This window comes from Bordetella tumulicola (assembly GCF_965138755.1).
In the GTDB taxonomy this organism is placed as follows: Bacteria; Pseudomonadota; Gammaproteobacteria; order Burkholderiales; family Burkholderiaceae_B; genus Bordetella_A; species Bordetella_A tumulicola.
Window position 1 is genome coordinate 642,931 of the sequence record NZ_CBCSFP010000002.1, and the last position, 15,559, is coordinate 658,489.

Sequence of the window (15,559 nt, forward strand, 5' to 3'; positions counted from 1 at the left end):
TTTCTGTGGGCGATTGACAGAGAGCCACCCACCAAGCACGAAACGCGGGCCACACGCGCAGTACGCGGGCCCGATCAAGCTGTCGCGCTTATGCCTGATTCAACGCGCTGGCGAGTCGGCCGGTGTCGCTGATCCAGCCAAAAAAGGTTTCGATCGTGTACAGGGATGCTTTTGCAACGAATTCGGGTCCCGCCTGGGTGACGGCGTCTTCGAGCACGACGCAGAAGTACTCCAGGTGATAGGCATCGCGCAGCGTCGACTCCACGCAGACGTTCGTCGCCACGCCGGTGAATATCAAAGTCCGTATGCCGCGCGCGCGTAGGGTGCTGTCCAACGTAGAGTTGAAAAAGCCGCTGTAACGCGTCTTGGCTACAACGACTTCCCCGTCACGGGGCCGCATGGCCTCGATTAATGCGTAGTCCCAGCCTCCTTTGCTTAGCAACTGGCCATCGATCGCAGCGGTACAGCGCATGGTTTTCAGGGCGTTGGATTTGTGCCAGTTCGGTGATCCCGGCCCTCCGGCCTCAACGTATTGCGCATCCCATCCGTTTTGCAGAAACACGACTTGCATGCCAGCTAGCCGTGCATACTGCAATGCCCGTGTTGTCTGTTCAGATACAGTTTGGCCGCAAGAAATATCGAATCCCGCCCGATCCATGTATCCACCTGCAGATACATAGGCATTCTGCATATCGACGACAATCAGTGCGGAACTGGCCGGGTCGAATCGCAAGGGTTCGGGCCGAGCCTCCAGGATCAATCCCTGCGTCACGTGGGCGGGCCAACCTACGCGTTCAGTATCGGATTCAGGGTTCAAGCGTGCTGCGGGGTGTAACGTGGGCATGAAGACTCGTCTAGATCTGTGCAAAAAAGGGTTTACTCAAGCAGGGCGGTCATCAATCAAGCTTGCCAATGCCCGCTGCCGCGATGCGTTGTCGTAATGTGGCGCGGCTGGATTCGATGAACGCGCGGTATTGCGCAGGCGTTTCGGAGAACAGGTTGATAGAAAGCGTGTCGCGGGCGTAGGCAATGACTTTGGGATCGCGCACGGCTTCGGCGCAGGCCTGTACGATTTCGTTCTGAATGTCGGCAGGCGTGCCGGCAGGTACCGCCAGCCCCAAGGTGTAGCTGGTGTCCAGATCGTCATAGCCCAACTCACGAAACGTCGGTACGTTGGGTGCCGCGGGCAGTCGCGCATCGCCCGATGTCACCAGCACTTTCAGGTCACCCTTATCAATGAACCCAACGCTGGACGGGATGATATTGGCGAACAGGATGTCGCAGTCACCACTAAGCAGCGCCGTCATTGCGGGGTTTTGACCACCGAAAGGCACTCCTTCCATGCCGAGGTCGAATTTCTTGGATATCCAGGCCAGACCCAAGTGCGTCGAATTCGAGATTCCGTAAGAACCAAAGAACACTTCGCCCCGATTTTCGCGGGCATACGACAGGAATTCCTCGAAGGTATTTACCGGTGATTTTGCATTGACGAACAGTCCGAATGGCGCCGACGCAAATCGGGTGACTGGTGTCAAATCCTCGTCCGGACGATAGGACAGGTTGTTGTATAGCAGAGGATTTAACTGAAATGTCGAGTCCGAAGCGAACAGTATGGTGTAGCCATCAGCCGGCGCCCGTGCAACGTGCGACGCGGCAATCGATTCGCTGGCGCCGGGTCGGTTTTCGACGATGACCTTTTGCCCCCAGATGTCCGAGAGTTTGCGTGCCAGGACGCGTGCCATGCTGTCAGTGCCGCCGCCCGGTGCATAGGGCACGATCAACCGCACGGCGCGATCAGGATAGGTGGATGTCGCAGCAGCCGTTGTTGCCGCATTGGTCCGATGCATGGCGCCTAACGCGCCCAGGCCTGCGGTGGCCGATAATACGGACAAGACCTGACGTCGAGTTACCATGTGGTTTTCTCCTGAAGAAGTGTGTATCGATGGGATCCTATGAACCCGTGGCGGCGCTGTTGCGAGGCCTGGACGTGCTGCACTGCCTGAACGAACGCGGACCCATGGCCGTCGGTCAGATCCACGATGAAACCGGCATTGCCAAGCCCACTGTGGTGCGGATCCTTGAGACCCTGACGTATGCGGGCTATGTCATGATGCAGCCCGGCGAACGTCGCTATGCCGTCACTGCAAAGGTGCTTGGGCTGTCGAATGGCTACGAAGCCCAATCCCATCTGCTGTCCGTGGCGGGGCCTATTCTTGAGCGCCATCGCCAAGCGGCGGGTTGGCCTATAGAGCTGGGTATCTTCGACGCCGACGCTATGGTGATTCTGGATACTAGCCGGGCACCGGGCTACCTCTCGGTGAATACCAAACCAGGGTCGCGCGTTCCGTTGTTGCGTACGGCACTGGGGCGCGCCTATTTGGCAGCGTTGCCCGAGTCCGAGTTGCGCATGGTGCTTGCAAGCTTGGAGAGCAAGCCGGGCCCTGATTATGACGCGGCGCGCGCGCCCAAAGCTTTGTTGAGCCAACTGGCCAGCACCCGCAAGCATGGCTATGCCATGGCGGATACCGAGAGTCCGCTGACTAATGGCCGGGCCGTGGCGTGTGCAGTCGTCTATCAAGGACGGCCTGTTGCTAGCGTCAATGTAGTAGTGCATATGTCGGCTATGCCACTGGCGGCATTTGAACGTGAATACGGACATAGCATCAAAGAGCTGGCGGCAGAGATCGGGGCGGCCATCTGAATCGTGGGCGGTTAAGAACAGCGAAGTCATCGATCGTTTCTCTAGATGAAACGTCATTTCAATTAATAGGTAAATTATCCTGCTTGCTCGGGACTTCGTAATTAGGGGATTACCCGAGAGCGACGTCCAGGCAACGTCGGGAATAGTGTCATCAACGCATCACAAGGGCGGCAAGGACGCCCAAGGCAAGCACAATCAACATGACACCCGAGACGCGCTCCAACCAAGGCAACGCGCGTGCGAAGCGCCGTCGGACGGCTTGGTTGCCGATCATGGCCGCGACCAGTAAGTCCCATAGCAACACGATGCTGAACATCCACGCGCCATAGAAGAGTTTCCCTCCCCCACTGGTACGGGGGCCCGCCAGCATGGCAGCCAGGCTCGCGTAGAACAGGGCATTCTTGGGGTTGAGAATGCCTGACAGAAAGCCCATGCCGGCCGCGCGCCACCACATCATGGCCTGCGGCATCGGCTTGGCGGAGCGCAGTGCAGGTGAGGGCGCGCCATTCAAGGCATTGGCACCCGCGAAGCGAATGAACAGCACGCCGAGATAGAGCAGATAGGTACAGCCCGCAACTTGCAGGACGACGAACAGCGCGCTATCTGGTCGCAGTGCGGATGTGCCGGCGAATGCGGCAACGATGAAAACACCATTGGCCACGGCGATACCTAAGCAGGCACCGCCGGCGATCCGCCAACCTGCGGAGAGCGAGGTACGGGTAATCAGGAAAAAATCAGGGCCAGGCGATAGCAACGCTAGAAAATGCGCTGCGGCGATTATCAGAAACTGCTGCATTGAACACACACATTCGAGTCATTGCTGGCAGTGTGTCGATTTTTGGCGAGCCCGTATTGAAGAAAATTGCAGTGGATTTATAGCCGGAAGCAGCCCGGAGTGACCCCCGTGTGAGCCTTGAAAACACGCTGGAAATGCGCTTGATCCGCAAAGTCCAGACGATAGGCGACTTCGGCGATGCCGTCGCCCGCTCGTATTCGCTCGCGCGCAAGGTTGATGCGCTGGTTTAACTGCCAGGCATGGGGTGTCATACCCGTAGCGGCTCGGAAAGCACGGATCAACTGATAGCGGCTCATGCCGGCTAGTTGCGCCAGATCGCTCAACGCTGTGTCAGCGGCAGGGCCGTCTTGCAAGAAATCCAGAACAGGGCGGATCTGTTCGTTCAGGTGCGAGGAGATGTCGGGGGCGCCGATGCGTAGCCCCTGTGTTTCATCGCACTCCCCAATGAACTCAATTAGTGCAGCTTCTTTGTTGTATGGACTCGCCTGAGAAAACAGTAGTTCATTGAGACGGCAGAAGCGCGCATAGACCGTGGGTTCGTCCACGATTCGGATCGGCTCCTTGTCCCAGCGGCTGGCGTCCCCTCGTGCATATTCTTGACGGACGGCATGGAGCCAAACTGCGTCCAGATGCAGCATCTGATAGCTCCATGCTGTGTCGGGTGCGGGGTTGCAGGCATGAGCACGAGATGCGGGAACGAACACGACAATACCGGCATGCAGGGTGACTGGGCTGTTGCCTGCGCCGGTAAAGTGGCTTGTGCCCTGATCGACCGCGCCGATGGAAAAAGTTGGATGGCTGTGCGGCTTATAGCAGGCCCGGCTATGGCAGGCGCGACGGCTTTCCGCATAGGGAAGGGCGGGGTCGCGCCAGAATTGGGTGGTGGGGTCCATGGCCAATTATATTTCGGCCGTTCATCATCCATGTAGCTAAGCGGGTGGAAACCGGCTCGGCGGCGCGGGAGTTGTGCCAGGAGATGATCCTGTAGTATCTATGTAAGTATGCTGCGGCATAGTTTGTACTTTCGAGCTACGCCGGTAGCCCTATCGTTGAAACTTGAGGATCCCAGCATGATTACCCGATTGAATCGCGTTAGCGCTGCTGTCGTAACCACGTTTGCGCTTGCGATGCCATTACTCCAAGGCTGCGCAACAGGCAGCCAGGAAGATCCGCGAGTAGTGGCTGCCGGTATGGACAAGCCATTCAATGCTTGGACCGACACGCTCATCAGTCAGATAAAAGCCGATCCGAAATACAAACGCATCCCATTGGATACGACGGCGCAGCAAGAAGAATTCACGGTGTGGCTACACAATGCCTATCACCATCGCGTCACCAAGCAAGAATTCGCATCCTGGGCGAACAGCCAATACCCGGGCCATCAGTACGAGGTCGCGTTTATTATCTCCAGGCTTCCGTAATCGCCGGATGAATCGTCAAAAATTGACGTAAGCATCGGCGCACTAGCGCTTGCCGGACTTGAGCTCAGCCAGGATTTCGTCGGTATGTTCTCCCAGCGTGGGCGCGTGCCGGTAGATGGTCAGCGGTGTCGCGCTGAATCGCACCGTTGGCCGGATTTGCCGAATGTTGCCAACAACAGGGTGAGAAGACTCTTCGAACAGACCTACGGCTTTCAAGTGGGGATGTTCAGGCAGGTCTTCGAGTTCGTAGATGCGCGTCGCCGGTATGTCGAGCGTGTTGCATAGATCAAGCCACTCGTCGGTGGTTTTCAGTGGCGTGATACTGCCCAGGGCCGCATAGATTTCCTGGATACGGGCGTTGCGCTTCTGACGGTCCGCGATGTCGAATTCTTCAATGAGCTCGGCCTTGCCTACTGCGTTGAAGAACGCGATCCAGTGCTTTTCGGTGTAAGGCAATACGCCGATCCATCCATCCTTGGTGGGGTACGGACGGCGCCCGCCTCGAACGATGCGCTTGTACCCGGCGGGTTCTTTTGAGCCAGGAAAGGTCAGCCCGGCCATGTGCTCGGCCAGTACAAAGGATGCCATGGTTTCCAGCATGGGGATCTCGACATACTGGCCCTGCTGTGTCCGTTCGCGGTGAAACAGCGCAGTGGTGACGGCGTTGGCAGTGAAGAGGCCAATGGTCTTGTCGGCGATCAGGTTGGGCGAGTATTCGGGTACATCTTTACCCAGCGATCCCACGCCGACGAAGCCCGACGAGGCCTGGATGATGTCGTCGAATGCCGGGCGGTCGCGATGCGGACCATCCTGTCCAAATCCGGTGGCCGCGCAATAGACGATACGGGGATTCAATTCGCGCACGGCGTCGTAGCCGAAGCCCAGTTTTTCGATGGCCTTGACGCGCATGTTGTGCACGAGAACGTCGGCCGTGCATATCAGCTCGCGCAAGGCCTGGCGGCCGTCTGCCTGTTTCAGGTCGAGCACGACCGATCGCTTGTTACGGTTGAGCGCCAGATAGATCGAGCCCATGCCCTTGTGTGTGGATACGCCATTGGAGCGGATGATATCGCCAGTGGGGCCTTCGACTTTGATCACGTCCGCGCCGTAGTCGGCCAATATTTGCGTCGCCAAGGGCCCCAGTACGACCGAGGTTAGATCCACGACTCTGATGCCGGCCAGCGGACCGCTGGATACTTGCTGTGTGTCAGTTGCGGGCGCCGCCTTGTTCATGACTGGGTTCTCCTGAGTTCCGTATGTCTCTGGCCGAGAGGCAAGGCCTCTATTATTTTTCAGGTTCTAAATTCACGCAACCGAATTATCTACACTATTTATTCATATATGTGAATTTAAGATTCACTATATGCGCGAGATGCTCTTACCATTTTCTCCTGATTCATAGGAGTCATTGGATATGAATGCGCTGATCGGTTTTTCCATATATGAAGAACCTAATGAATTAAAAAAATTGCGCCAGGAAGTACGGGACTTCGTCGATGCCGAGCGCCAGGCCGGACGTATCCGGGACGTGCCCTGCGGTTGGGCCGAGCCGGATCCGTCATTTAGCCGTGCGCTGGGGCGGCAAGGATGGATAGGCATGACCTGGCCTAGGCAATACGGTGGCCATGCTCGCAGTGCCATGGAACGCTTTGTTGTCACGGAAGAACTGTTGGCGGCCGTGGCACCGGTGCGGGCGCACTGGATTGCTGATCGGCAGAGCGGGCCATTGCTGCTGCGTTTCGGCACCGAGGCGCAACGTCAGGAATACCTGCCGCGTATCGCCGCGGGTGAATGCTATTTCTGCATCGGCATGAGTGAGGCCGATTCGGGTTCGGATCTGGCGTCGATCCGGACCAAGGCGTTGCAGGTCGAAGGCGGATGGAGGATCACAGGCAGCAAGATATGGACGAGCAATGCCCATCGCGTGCACATGATGATCCTGTTTGCGCGCACTGGCCCGCGAGGCGAGTCCCGGCGCGAGGGGGTGAGCCAATTTCTCGTGGACTTGAGCCTGCCCGGTATCACCGTGCGACCGATCATCAACCTGGCCGGCGAGCATGATTTCAACGAGGTGGTGTTCGACGACGTATTTATCCCCGACGCCTGCGTGGTGGGTGCCATCGGTAATGGTTGGGCGCAGGTCACCAACGAACTGGTTTACGAACGCAGCGGTCCGGACCGCTGGCTCAGCACCTATCACTTGTTGACAGCGACGGTTGCCAAAGCGCGCCAGCATCCTAGTCAAAGCCGCTCGGCCTCCATCGCACGCCTGGTGACACGGCTATGGACGATGCACCAGATGTCGTCATCGATCGCCGGGATGTTGGAGCGCGGCATCGTGCCGAACACCGAGGCCGCGCTGGCAAAGGATCTGGGAACGCGGTTGGAGCAGGATATTCCCGAAGTGGCACGCACGCTGTTTTCAGATGAACAGCGAGATGGCTTCGGCGAGAACGACGCTTTCAACGCCTCGCTTAGGTACTCGACGCTGTATGCACCGGCCTATTCGATCCGCGGCGGAACCAAGGAAATTCTGCGCGGCATTATCGCTAAACGCCTAGGGTTACGATGAACGACGTAGATCAACTCCTCAACGATAGCGCGGTGCGGTTTTTTACCGACTTGTGCACGCGCAGTGTGTTTGAACGTGTCGAGCACGGCGACTGGCTGCCCGATGCCTGGGCCGATCTTCAGGCTATGGGCTTGACGTCAGCCGCGGTCACCGAATTCGAGCCGGGGCAGGTTGGCCTGGCCTTGCCCTCACTGGCCTTGCTGGTGCGGCAGGCTGGGCGCTTTAACGTGCCTCTGCCTCTGGTCGAAACCTATCTTGCACAGCGCGCACTCAGTGCGGCGGGTGTGCCATGCGATCCTGATTCGCCGTTGAGCCTGAGCACATACAGCGAATCTGTGCCGCTACAGGCGCAGGCGACACCGGACGGCTATGTTGTCAGTGGCATGGTACGGCGCGTGCCGTGGGGGCGGCACGTGGCGGGCGTGGTGGCGCCGGTGCAATGCGACGGCCGAACCGGCCTGGCGCTGTTGCCACCGGGCCAGCGAGCCGAGTGGGGCACTAATCTGGCGGGCGAGCCACGTGACGCCTTGCGGTATGAGCGCACGCCGGTGGCGGCCGCCCACGTTGCCCTACACGATGTCGAACGCATTGTGCAGGCCTTGCCGATCGAAGGGGCTTTGCTGCGCAGCGTGCAAATGACCGGCGCGGCGCAGCAGGTGTTGGAGATGACCGTGCAGTACGCCACCGAACGCGTGCAGTTCGGCAGGCCCATCGCCAAATTCCAGGCCATTCAGCACCAGATTGCGGAACTGGCTGCTCAGGTTGCCAGCGCCACTGCCGCCGCCGATGCGGGGATCCATCTGTACGCGGCCAGCGGTGTTTCCATTGTGGCAGCCTTCGCCAAGATTCGCGCCAGCGAGGCGGCGACACAAGTTTGCGCCATCGCTCATCAAGTCCATGGCGCGATGGGCTTTACTCATGAGCATCCGTTGCATCTCTCGACCCGGCGGTTGATGTCATGGCGCGATGAATTCGGATCGGATACGCACTGGGCTGCGTGGGCGGGTGAACGGCTGGAGCAGATTGACGAGCGCGCACTGTGGGCTTTTATCACTGCACCTTCTGACATTGACCTGGAGGCGTGACTCATGACTGATGAACTGCTATACGACAAGCATGACGGCGTAGCGACCATTACGCTGAACCGCCCCGAAAAACTCAATGCTTTTACGACGGCGATGCTGCATGACTGGGTCGAGGCGTTGCTGGATGCGCAAAACGACGACACCATCGGCGCCATCGTGTTGACCGGCAAGGGGCGAGGCTTCTGTTCCGGTGGCGACGTCAACGGCATGGACGAACGCAAGCAACAAGAAACCCCATATATGCGCAAGATGTCGCTGGCCAATCGCGTGCATCGCATTCCGCTGGTCATGGAATCCCTGGACAAGCCGGTGATCGTGGCGGTCAATGGTGTGGCAACGGGGGCAGGCATGGACATGGCGTTAATGGGTGACATCCGGATCGCCGCAGCCAGCGCCCGGTTTGCCGAGACTTACGTGCGAGTCGGCATCATGGCAGGTGATGGCGGCGCCTGGTACCTGCCACGGCTGATCGGCATGCCGCGGGCACTGGAGCTCTTGTGGACCGCGCGCTTTGTCGAGGCGGAAGAGGCCGAACGTATCGGTCTGGTAAACCAGGTGGTGCCGGACGAGCAACTAATGCCGACTGTTTATGAAATGGCCCAGCGCATTGCCGCCGGTCCGCCGCTCGCCGTGCGCATGATGAAGAAGGCCGCGTACCAGGGACTCTCCATCGATCTGCGCACACACCTGGAGCAGGTGTCCTCGCATATGGCAGTGCTGTTTTCAACAGAAGACCACCAGGAAGCGCTCAACGCATTCAAGGAAAAGAGACAACCGAAATTCAAGGGACGATGAAGTCCCGAGGCGGACCCGCTACACCAAAAAAATCAGGAGATAAGACATTGAATACGCTTGTTGCCCGTTTGCTGCTCGCCGTCTCGGTGATCATGCCGTGTGCTGTCGCGGCCGCGGATAAGTATCCCAGTCGACCGATACGGCTGATTGTGCCGTTCTCAGCCGGAGGCCCAACCGACAACATGGCCCGCTTGGTCGCAGACCATTTGGGCAAGCGCCTGGATCAGACCATTACTGTAATCAACAAGCCGGGGGGTGACAATATCATCGCGGCGCGCGAATTGCTCAGCAGTGAACCGGACGGTTACTCGCTGCTGTTCATCACCAACGGTTTGCTGACAATCGCACCGGCCATTCACGAAAAATATGCGATCAACACGCTGGACGATTTTGCATATATCGGCAGCATCAGCGCATATCCCTATGTGTTCGTCACTGGCGTGAACAATCCGCGCACTAACCTACAGTCGTTCATCGAGGACAGCAGGGCAAAACCGGAAAGCGTCTCGTACGCGGTGGTGGGCAATGTATCGATGGTGGCCGGTGCAATGTTCACTCGCTCGGCGGGCGTGCAGATGCTGCCGGTGCGCTATAAGGGCAACTCCGATACGGTCAGCGATCTGTATGCGGGCCGGTTGGACCTGGGGTCTTTTGCCCCGTCGTTCTCGATTCCACTGGCGCAAAGCGGCAAAGTGTCATTGCTGGCGGTCACCGGCTCGCAGCGCCTGGTCAAGTATCCCGCTGTGCCGTTGGTTTCCGAGATTGATCCGGCATTGGCCGACTTCGCGGAACACGCAATGGTCTGGACCGCGATCGTGGCGCCGGCTAAAACGCCGGCAGCGGTGCAACAACGACTGGAAGCCGAGCTGAAGCAGGTGGTGGCCGACGCGGCTTTCATGCGGCAGGTGCATAATCTGGGCGACACCGTACGCTGGCGCACGGCCCAGGATACGCGGGCGCAGGTCAGCCAGGAGATCGCGATGTGGCAAGACATCGCGCAACAGGCGAACCTGACAGTACATTAAGGCAAACCAGCAGACGGCCGATGTCCTTTATCATCCGTGTAGCCTCATCCCATCACCGCCTGTGCCATGCCCATGTCGAGCAACCCGAAGCCAACCTCGGTCAAGTCCGCTGATCGGGTGATCACTATTCTAGAGCTGTTTGCTTTGCGGCAACGGCCCCTGAACCTGACGGAAATCGCCAGCGAACTGAGCTACCCCATGTCTAGCGTGCTGGCAATCCTGAAAAGCCTGTGCGCCAAACAGTATGTACATTTCGATAGCGAGCACAAGGTGTATATCCCTACCTTGCGCGTCGCCATGATGGGCGGCTGGCTGATGGGCGGATTGTTTCGGGGCGGGGCGGTCATTGCGCTGATGCAGCAACTGCAGAGAGATACGGGTGAAACGGTGATACTGGGTGCCCGCAATGGACTGTACGCCCAGTATCTGCATACCGTGCAATCCAGAGAGCTGCTGCGCTTCTATCTGAAGCCCGGCCTGCTGCGCCCCATCACCCAAAGCGCTATTGGGCGGGCGCTGTTGTCGCGCTATTCTCATGATGAACTGCGCGAGCTGATCGGGCAGTTGAATAAAGAAAGCGTGCTCGAAAAAAATCTTATCAATGCCAACCATCTCGTCACCGAGATCGACGAGATCAAGGCGCAAGGTTACGCGTATACCGACAGACTGACCGAAGGGATATGCGCCATTGGCATGCCGATTCCGTTAGTTTACGGCCAGTCTCAGTGCGCCATTGCCGTCGCGGGACCGGTGTTCCGCTTGAAGCGGAAGAAAGAGAAAGTGGTGACTGCCATCAGAGCGCTATCCGGCATCTACCTGCAGGGCGGGGATCGGCTGGCGGACCACGGCACGCCATAGGCCAGTGGCGTCCGCGGCCTGCCGCTTCGTCAGTTCAACGCAATGTCGGAGCGTTTCACGACGTCTTCCCATTGCTTGACTTCCCGCTCGATCTGCCGCGCCAGCGCTTCGGGTGTCGTGCCTTCCAGATCGAAGCCGTACCCATTCATCCGCTCACGCACTTCCGGGATCTGCAACACTTTCAGAATCGCAGCATTCCACCGGTCCACAATGGGACGCGGCGTGCCCTTGGGCAGGAAGAACGCCTGCCATAGCGATGCATCGACGTCCACGCCTGATTCTTCCAGCGTCGGCGTGTCGGGCAGAGATGCGTTGCGCTTGGTGGTGGTGACGGCCAGGATCTTCAGGCGGCCGGCTTCGGCCAATGCCCTGGCGCCGGGGATGGTGTCGAACCCGACCTGGATTTCGTTGCTGAGCAGTGCTTTCACCACGGGGCCATTGCCCTGGTACGGCACATGGGTCATGTTGATGCCGGCGGCGTGGCCGAAAAGCTCCGTCAGCAGGTGCAAGGGCGATGCTGTGCCCGCGGTGCCATAGAACACTTTGCCTGGATTCTTCTTCACGTAATCGATCAGTTCTGGCACGCTGTTGACGGGAAATTTCGCGCTTACCACCAACAGGTACGGCCCAGAGGCTACGAGGCTGACGCTCTGCAGGTCAGTGCGTACGTCATAGCCGGCGATTTTCTTCATGGTGACAGGATGCAGCGATACGCCATTGGGGGCGAACAGGATGGTGTAGCCGTCAGGTTTAGCGCGCGATACGTAGGCGGCGCCGATGGTGCCAGACGCACCTGGGCGGTTCTCCACTACCACGGGCTGGCCTAGTTCGTCGGCCAGATGCGGCGCCAGGAGGCGCGCCACGGGGTCCATCACGCCGCCTGGCGGGTAGGACAGCACCAGCCGGATGGGCTGCGAGGGAAACTTGTCGTCGGCCTGGGCGGGCAGGGACAGGCTTATCAGGCCTGCCACTACCGCGGCGGCGCATGCTCTCATCGTCTTCAGCAACATGGTTGTCTCCATTTTTGACTGCAGGGTGTTGTTCTATGCAAGCTGGCTTTTGCGGCGCATCGATCGGCAGGACTTCAGGATGGGGCGGTGGCACGACCCTGCGCTGAATGACTCAGATCATCCACATAGGCGGACGCTTCTCGCGGAAGGCCCGCATGCCTTCCACGGCTTCGTCACTGGCCAGCGAATCGGCCGCTACTCGAGTGGCGTGTTCGAGGCCTTGCATAAAAGCTTGTCCGTCCAGTTCACGCATCAACGCCTTGCTGGCACGCAGGGCCGCAGGGCCGCAGCGACGCACGTCCTGAGCGATGACTTCCAGCACGCGCGACAAGTCGGCTTCATCCTGGCAAGGCCGTGGGACCAAGCCGCAATGCCAGGCCTCTTGTGCCCTGACGGTGCGGCCGCGCAAGACCCAGTCGGCCGCGCTGCGTACGCCCACCACGCGGGCCAGCGACCAGGCGGTCATGCTGGGCGGAATACCCAGGCGAGCTTCCGGTACGCTGAAACTGGCGCTCTCGTCCGCGATAGCCAAGTCGCACCACACAACGATGCCCAGGCCCAATCCGATGGCGCGGCCGGACACTGCGGCCACGGTGGGCACCGGGCAGTTCAACAGCGTGTCCGCGAGTTGCTTGGCCGGACGTACTTGTTCCGTGGCACTGTGTTTAGCCTGGGGGGCGCGGGTCTGCAGATCCGAGACATCTCGGCCGGCGCAGAAGATTCCCTGCCGGCCGCGTATAACAATCAGGCGTGTTCCTGGAAGAGCGGCTTGGTGTTGGATGCCGCTGACCAGGTTGGCCAGCATGCTTTCAGTCAAGGCGTTATGTTTGGCGGGGTTGTCTAGCCAGAACGTCACCGCGCCGTTCGCGCCAGCCTGGACCTCGATCTTCGCCATCAGATGACCTCCTGCGCGCGCAATGCGGCCAAGTCCTGGGGCGATAGTGAGGCCAGCTCTTGTAGGACTTCGTCCGTGTGCTCGCCCAGGCGCGGCGGCGGGCGGCGGGCGAAGCTGGCCGGGTGGCCGATCTTGAAGGGCATGCCCAGCAGGCGCAATGAGCGGCCGTCCTGGTCGGTCATCTGCATGACCATCTGGTTGGCCAGCGATTGTTCATGCGTCAGGGCATCGGCGACCGTGTGCATGGGGGCCACCGGCACGCCGCGCTCACCCAGCCTCTCGGTCCAGGCGGCTGCCGTATCGTGCCGGAAGGCTTCGGCGAAAATGCCGATGACTTCCTCGCGTCGTTCCAGTCGCTGCGCGTTAGTGGCCAGGGAGGGGTCATCCCGCAGATCCGGACGGCCAATGGCGTCGCACATGCGGCGCCAGGTGGCGTCGTTGAGCGCGCCGGTGGCCAGTTCTTTATCTTGGCACTGGAAGGCTTGGTAGGGCACTTGGTTCCATAGTCCGGAACCTTCCTTCTCGGGCAGCACGCCGGCTTCCAGCCACGATACGCCGTGATAGCTGAGTAGGGCGATGGCAGTCTCCAACAACGACACCTGCACGTTGGAGCCCTTGCCGGTGCGCACGCGTCGCATTAGCGCCGACAGCACGCCGCTGTAGGCGAAGACCCCCGTCGTCATATCCACGAACGACACGCCGGATCGCACCGATTTTCCGCCGCGTTCTCCAGTAAAGCCCATGATGCCGGAGAATGCCTGCAGCAACGAGTCGTAGCCGGGACGGTTTCGCATCGGCCCGTGTGCGCCGAATGCCGATATTCCGCATACGATCAGATGTGGAAAGCGTTGCCGGAACAGTGCCTCATCTATGCCCAGCGGAGCTGCCACCTCGGGTAGATAATTGTGGATGAGCACGTCGGCTTTTTCGAGTAACTGGTATAGAAGCTCGCGGCCACGCTCGGTTTTCAGGTTCAGCGTGATGCCGCGCTTGCCGCGGTTTACGCTCATGAAGTTGCAGCTTTGCCCGGACTCGTTGAACGGCGGCCAGCCGCGATTTTCGTCTCCCTTGGGGCCTTCCACTTTGATGACGTCCGCGCCCATGTCGGCCAGCAGCTGGCCGCAGAAGGGCGCCGCCAGCACCCGGCTGACGTCGATGACGCGGATGCCTTCTAACGCCGGTGTATCCTGGGCGTCATCGGCGTTGTGTGCAGTGTTTGCTTGCATGGCACTACCTTGAAAGGGGGGGCACACAGTCTTATCCGGCAACGGCGCTGACCCGCACGTAAGGGTCGAATTTGGCTACTTCTTTCTGGACAGCGGGGATGATTGTGCTGGCCCACAGTTCAAGCTGCCTGCACATGGCGCCGTGGTCCAGGTCGCCGATCTGCGTGTGAATCGCAACATGGTGCGGGCGCACGACGCGAATATCCCGCACCAGGCGCTCGATGACGGTTTCTACGTTACCCACGGGCAGGTTGGCCTTGATTTTTTCCATCGGCAGTTCCTTGTCGAAGGGTTGCTCCTGGATCATGTAGTCGTCCGCCACGGATTCCTTACGGGTTTTCAGCGCAACCGCAATGCGCTGCTGATAGCGGGCGCAGTCGACGAAATGGTCGATCTCTGCTTCGTCGTCGCTGGCATAGGCGAAGCGCAGCAACGCCACTTTGGCATCGGCTGGATGCTTGCCTTCGGATTCGCACAGGTCGTCGATGATCGCGCGCAGACCACCCATGCGCTTGTAGTTGCCCAGGCCGCCACCCACGAAAATGGTGTGGTTGTCCTGGATGGCACGACGCATCAGCAGCGGGTCGCCACTGGCAAGCCATACCGGCGGCATGGGCTGCTGCGTTGGCCGCACGCTGATGGCCGAGGTCAGTTGTTTGTAGAATTCGCCGTCATAGCTGAATTTTTTTTGTGTAAGGCCTTGCTCGATGATGTCCAACATTTCCAGCGAACGCTCGCGTGTGTTGTCCATCATGACGCCAAACCGTTCGAATTCGTATTGCTGGTATCCGCCGCCCAGGCCGATGTTCAGGCGCCCGCCGGACAACTGATCCACTAGCGCGATCTCGGCCACCAGGCGTGCGGGCGTATATAGCGGCGCCACGATCACCCCGGGACCCAGGCGTATGCGCTTGGTCAGTGCGGCACAGTGCGCCACCATCACCAGGGGCGAGGGGCACAGGCCGTAGTTCGAGAAATGATGTTCGGCATACCATGCCGCAGCAAACCCGAGTTCATCGGCCAGTCTTGTCAGTGCCACGGTCTCCGATACGATCTGGTCGGAAGGCTTGTTCGTATCGCGTTGCTGCAACAGGTTGAAGATGCCGAAGTCCATATTGTTTCCTCAGTGAAGAAGCCCGAGCATGGGGCTTGCGCCACCACGCGATCGGCACATT

General features: G+C 59.5%; 16 protein-coding genes. 7 read left to right on the forward strand and 9 right to left on the reverse strand.

Going from position 1 to position 15,559, the window contains the following annotated elements:
- Positions 1-88 precede the first annotated feature (88 nt).
- On the reverse strand, positions 89-844 hold the full coding sequence (locus tag ACNAZS_RS08700; protein ID WP_415788242.1) for an isochorismatase family protein: 756 nt from the start codon (positions 842-844) through the stop codon (positions 89-91).
- Between the two features lie 52 nt (positions 845-896).
- Entirely contained in the window at positions 897-1,913 is a 1,017-nt protein-coding gene (locus ACNAZS_RS08705; RefSeq protein ID WP_415788244.1) for a Bug family tripartite tricarboxylate transporter substrate binding protein, read from the reverse strand.
- Positions 1,914-1,942: 29 nt separating this feature from the next.
- On the opposite strand from ACNAZS_RS08705, the gene ACNAZS_RS08710 reads away from it, so the two are divergent.
- Entirely contained in the window at positions 1,943-2,701 is a 759-nt protein-coding gene (locus ACNAZS_RS08710) for an IclR family transcriptional regulator (RefSeq protein WP_415788246.1), read from the forward strand.
- A 151-nt stretch (positions 2,702-2,852) separates the two neighbouring features.
- On the opposite strand, the gene ACNAZS_RS08715 is transcribed toward ACNAZS_RS08710, so the two are convergent.
- The gene (locus tag ACNAZS_RS08715; protein ID WP_415788248.1) at positions 2,853-3,497 is read right to left on the reverse strand and encodes a LysE family translocator; all 645 of its coding nucleotides are present in this window, start codon (positions 3,495-3,497) and stop codon (positions 2,853-2,855) included.
- Positions 3,498-3,574: 77 nt separating this feature from the next.
- Positions 3,575-4,390, reverse strand: coding sequence for a helix-turn-helix domain-containing protein (locus tag ACNAZS_RS08720; protein WP_415788250.1), 816 nt, complete (start codon positions 4,388-4,390; stop codon positions 3,575-3,577).
- A gap of 177 nt (positions 4,391-4,567) precedes the next feature.
- On the opposite strand from ACNAZS_RS08720, the gene ACNAZS_RS08725 reads away from it, so the two are divergent.
- Positions 4,568-4,918: a hypothetical protein gene (locus ACNAZS_RS08725; protein WP_415788252.1), complete on the forward strand. Its 351-nt coding sequence runs from the start codon at positions 4,568-4,570 to the stop codon at positions 4,916-4,918.
- A gap of 42 nt (positions 4,919-4,960) precedes the next feature.
- Here the strand turns inward: ACNAZS_RS08725 and ACNAZS_RS08730 are convergent, their stop codons facing one another.
- Entirely contained in the window at positions 4,961-6,151 is a 1,191-nt protein-coding gene (locus ACNAZS_RS08730) for a CaiB/BaiF CoA transferase family protein (protein ID WP_415788254.1), read from the reverse strand.
- A 181-nt stretch (positions 6,152-6,332) separates the two neighbouring features.
- Here ACNAZS_RS08730 and ACNAZS_RS08735 point away from each other — a divergent pair, with 181 nt between their 5' ends.
- The 5 genes from ACNAZS_RS08735 to ACNAZS_RS08755 all read left to right on the forward strand — a co-directional run bounded on the left by ACNAZS_RS08735 (position 6,333) and on the right by ACNAZS_RS08755 (position 11,253).
- Complete coding sequence (locus ACNAZS_RS08735; protein ID WP_415788256.1) at positions 6,333-7,490, forward strand: acyl-CoA dehydrogenase family protein; 1,158 nt, start codon at positions 6,333-6,335, stop codon at positions 7,488-7,490.
- On the forward strand, positions 7,487-8,575 hold the full coding sequence (locus ACNAZS_RS08740; protein WP_415788258.1) for an acyl-CoA dehydrogenase family protein: 1,089 nt from the start codon (positions 7,487-7,489) through the stop codon (positions 8,573-8,575). Before ACNAZS_RS08735 ends, ACNAZS_RS08740 begins: the two co-directional genes overlap by 4 nt.
- 3 nt (positions 8,576-8,578) lie before the next feature.
- Entirely contained in the window at positions 8,579-9,370 is a 792-nt protein-coding gene (locus ACNAZS_RS08745) for an enoyl-CoA hydratase/isomerase family protein (RefSeq protein WP_415788260.1), read from the forward strand.
- Between the two features lie 47 nt (positions 9,371-9,417).
- Positions 9,418-10,395, forward strand: coding sequence for a Bug family tripartite tricarboxylate transporter substrate binding protein (locus ACNAZS_RS08750; RefSeq protein WP_415788262.1), 978 nt, complete (start codon positions 9,418-9,420; stop codon positions 10,393-10,395).
- A 72-nt stretch (positions 10,396-10,467) separates the two neighbouring features.
- Entirely contained in the window at positions 10,468-11,253 is a 786-nt protein-coding gene (locus ACNAZS_RS08755; protein WP_415788264.1) for an IclR family transcriptional regulator, read from the forward strand.
- 29 nt (positions 11,254-11,282) lie between these two features.
- Here the strand turns inward: ACNAZS_RS08755 and ACNAZS_RS08760 are convergent, their stop codons facing one another.
- The 4 genes from ACNAZS_RS08760 to ACNAZS_RS08775 form a co-directional block, all read right to left on the reverse strand.
- Positions 11,283-12,263 carry a Bug family tripartite tricarboxylate transporter substrate binding protein gene (locus ACNAZS_RS08760; RefSeq protein ID WP_415788266.1) on the reverse strand — a complete coding sequence of 327 codons (981 nt, stop codon included), beginning with the start codon at positions 12,261-12,263 and terminating at the stop codon, positions 11,283-11,285.
- Positions 12,264-12,375: 112 nt separating this feature from the next.
- Positions 12,376-13,158, reverse strand: a complete 783-nt coding sequence (locus ACNAZS_RS08765; RefSeq protein ID WP_415788268.1) for an enoyl-CoA hydratase/isomerase family protein — start codon at positions 13,156-13,158, stop codon at positions 12,376-12,378.
- Positions 13,158-14,384 (reverse strand): CaiB/BaiF CoA transferase family protein, encoded by a 1,227-nt coding sequence (locus ACNAZS_RS08770; protein ID WP_415788270.1) that lies wholly within the window; start codon positions 14,382-14,384, stop codon positions 13,158-13,160. The genes ACNAZS_RS08765 and ACNAZS_RS08770 overlap by 1 nt, the downstream gene beginning before the upstream one ends.
- 31 nt (positions 14,385-14,415) lie before the next feature.
- Positions 14,416-15,498, reverse strand: a complete 1,083-nt coding sequence (locus ACNAZS_RS08775) for an LLM class flavin-dependent oxidoreductase (RefSeq protein WP_415788272.1) — start codon at positions 15,496-15,498, stop codon at positions 14,416-14,418.
- Positions 15,499-15,559: the final 61 nt, after the last annotated feature.

Bases quoted from the DNA above. Each gene is read 5' to 3' on its own strand.
- ACNAZS_RS08700 (WP_415788242.1), bottom strand. From the start codon at position 844: ATGCCCACGTTACACCCCGCAGCACGCTTGAACCCTGAATCCGATACT.
- ACNAZS_RS08705 (WP_415788244.1), bottom strand. From the start codon at position 1,913: ATGGTAACTCGACGTCAGGTCTTGTCCGTATTATCGGCCACCGCAGGC.
- ACNAZS_RS08710 (WP_415788246.1), top strand. From the start codon at position 1,943: ATGGGATCCTATGAACCCGTGGCGGCGCTGTTGCGAGGCCTGGACGTG.
- ACNAZS_RS08715 (WP_415788248.1), bottom strand. From the start codon at position 3,497: ATGCAGCAGTTTCTGATAATCGCCGCAGCGCATTTTCTAGCGTTGCTA.
- ACNAZS_RS08720 (WP_415788250.1), bottom strand. From the start codon at position 4,390: ATGGACCCCACCACCCAATTCTGGCGCGACCCCGCCCTTCCCTATGCG.
- ACNAZS_RS08725 (WP_415788252.1), top strand. From the start codon at position 4,568: ATGATTACCCGATTGAATCGCGTTAGCGCTGCTGTCGTAACCACGTTT.
- ACNAZS_RS08730 (WP_415788254.1), bottom strand. From the start codon at position 6,151: ATGAACAAGGCGGCGCCCGCAACTGACACACAGCAAGTATCCAGCGGT.
- ACNAZS_RS08735 (WP_415788256.1), top strand. From the start codon at position 6,333: ATGAATGCGCTGATCGGTTTTTCCATATATGAAGAACCTAATGAATTA.
- ACNAZS_RS08740 (WP_415788258.1), top strand. From the start codon at position 7,487: ATGAACGACGTAGATCAACTCCTCAACGATAGCGCGGTGCGGTTTTTT.
- ACNAZS_RS08745 (WP_415788260.1), top strand. From the start codon at position 8,579: ATGACTGATGAACTGCTATACGACAAGCATGACGGCGTAGCGACCATT.
- ACNAZS_RS08755 (WP_415788264.1), top strand. From the start codon at position 10,468: ATGTCGAGCAACCCGAAGCCAACCTCGGTCAAGTCCGCTGATCGGGTG.
- ACNAZS_RS08760 (WP_415788266.1), bottom strand. From the start codon at position 12,263: ATGTTGCTGAAGACGATGAGAGCATGCGCCGCCGCGGTAGTGGCAGGC.
- ACNAZS_RS08765 (WP_415788268.1), bottom strand. From the start codon at position 13,158: ATGGCGAAGATCGAGGTCCAGGCTGGCGCGAACGGCGCGGTGACGTTC.
- ACNAZS_RS08770 (WP_415788270.1), bottom strand. From the start codon at position 14,384: ATGCAAGCAAACACTGCACACAACGCCGATGACGCCCAGGATACACCG.
- ACNAZS_RS08775 (WP_415788272.1), bottom strand. From the start codon at position 15,498: ATGGACTTCGGCATCTTCAACCTGTTGCAGCAACGCGATACGAACAAG.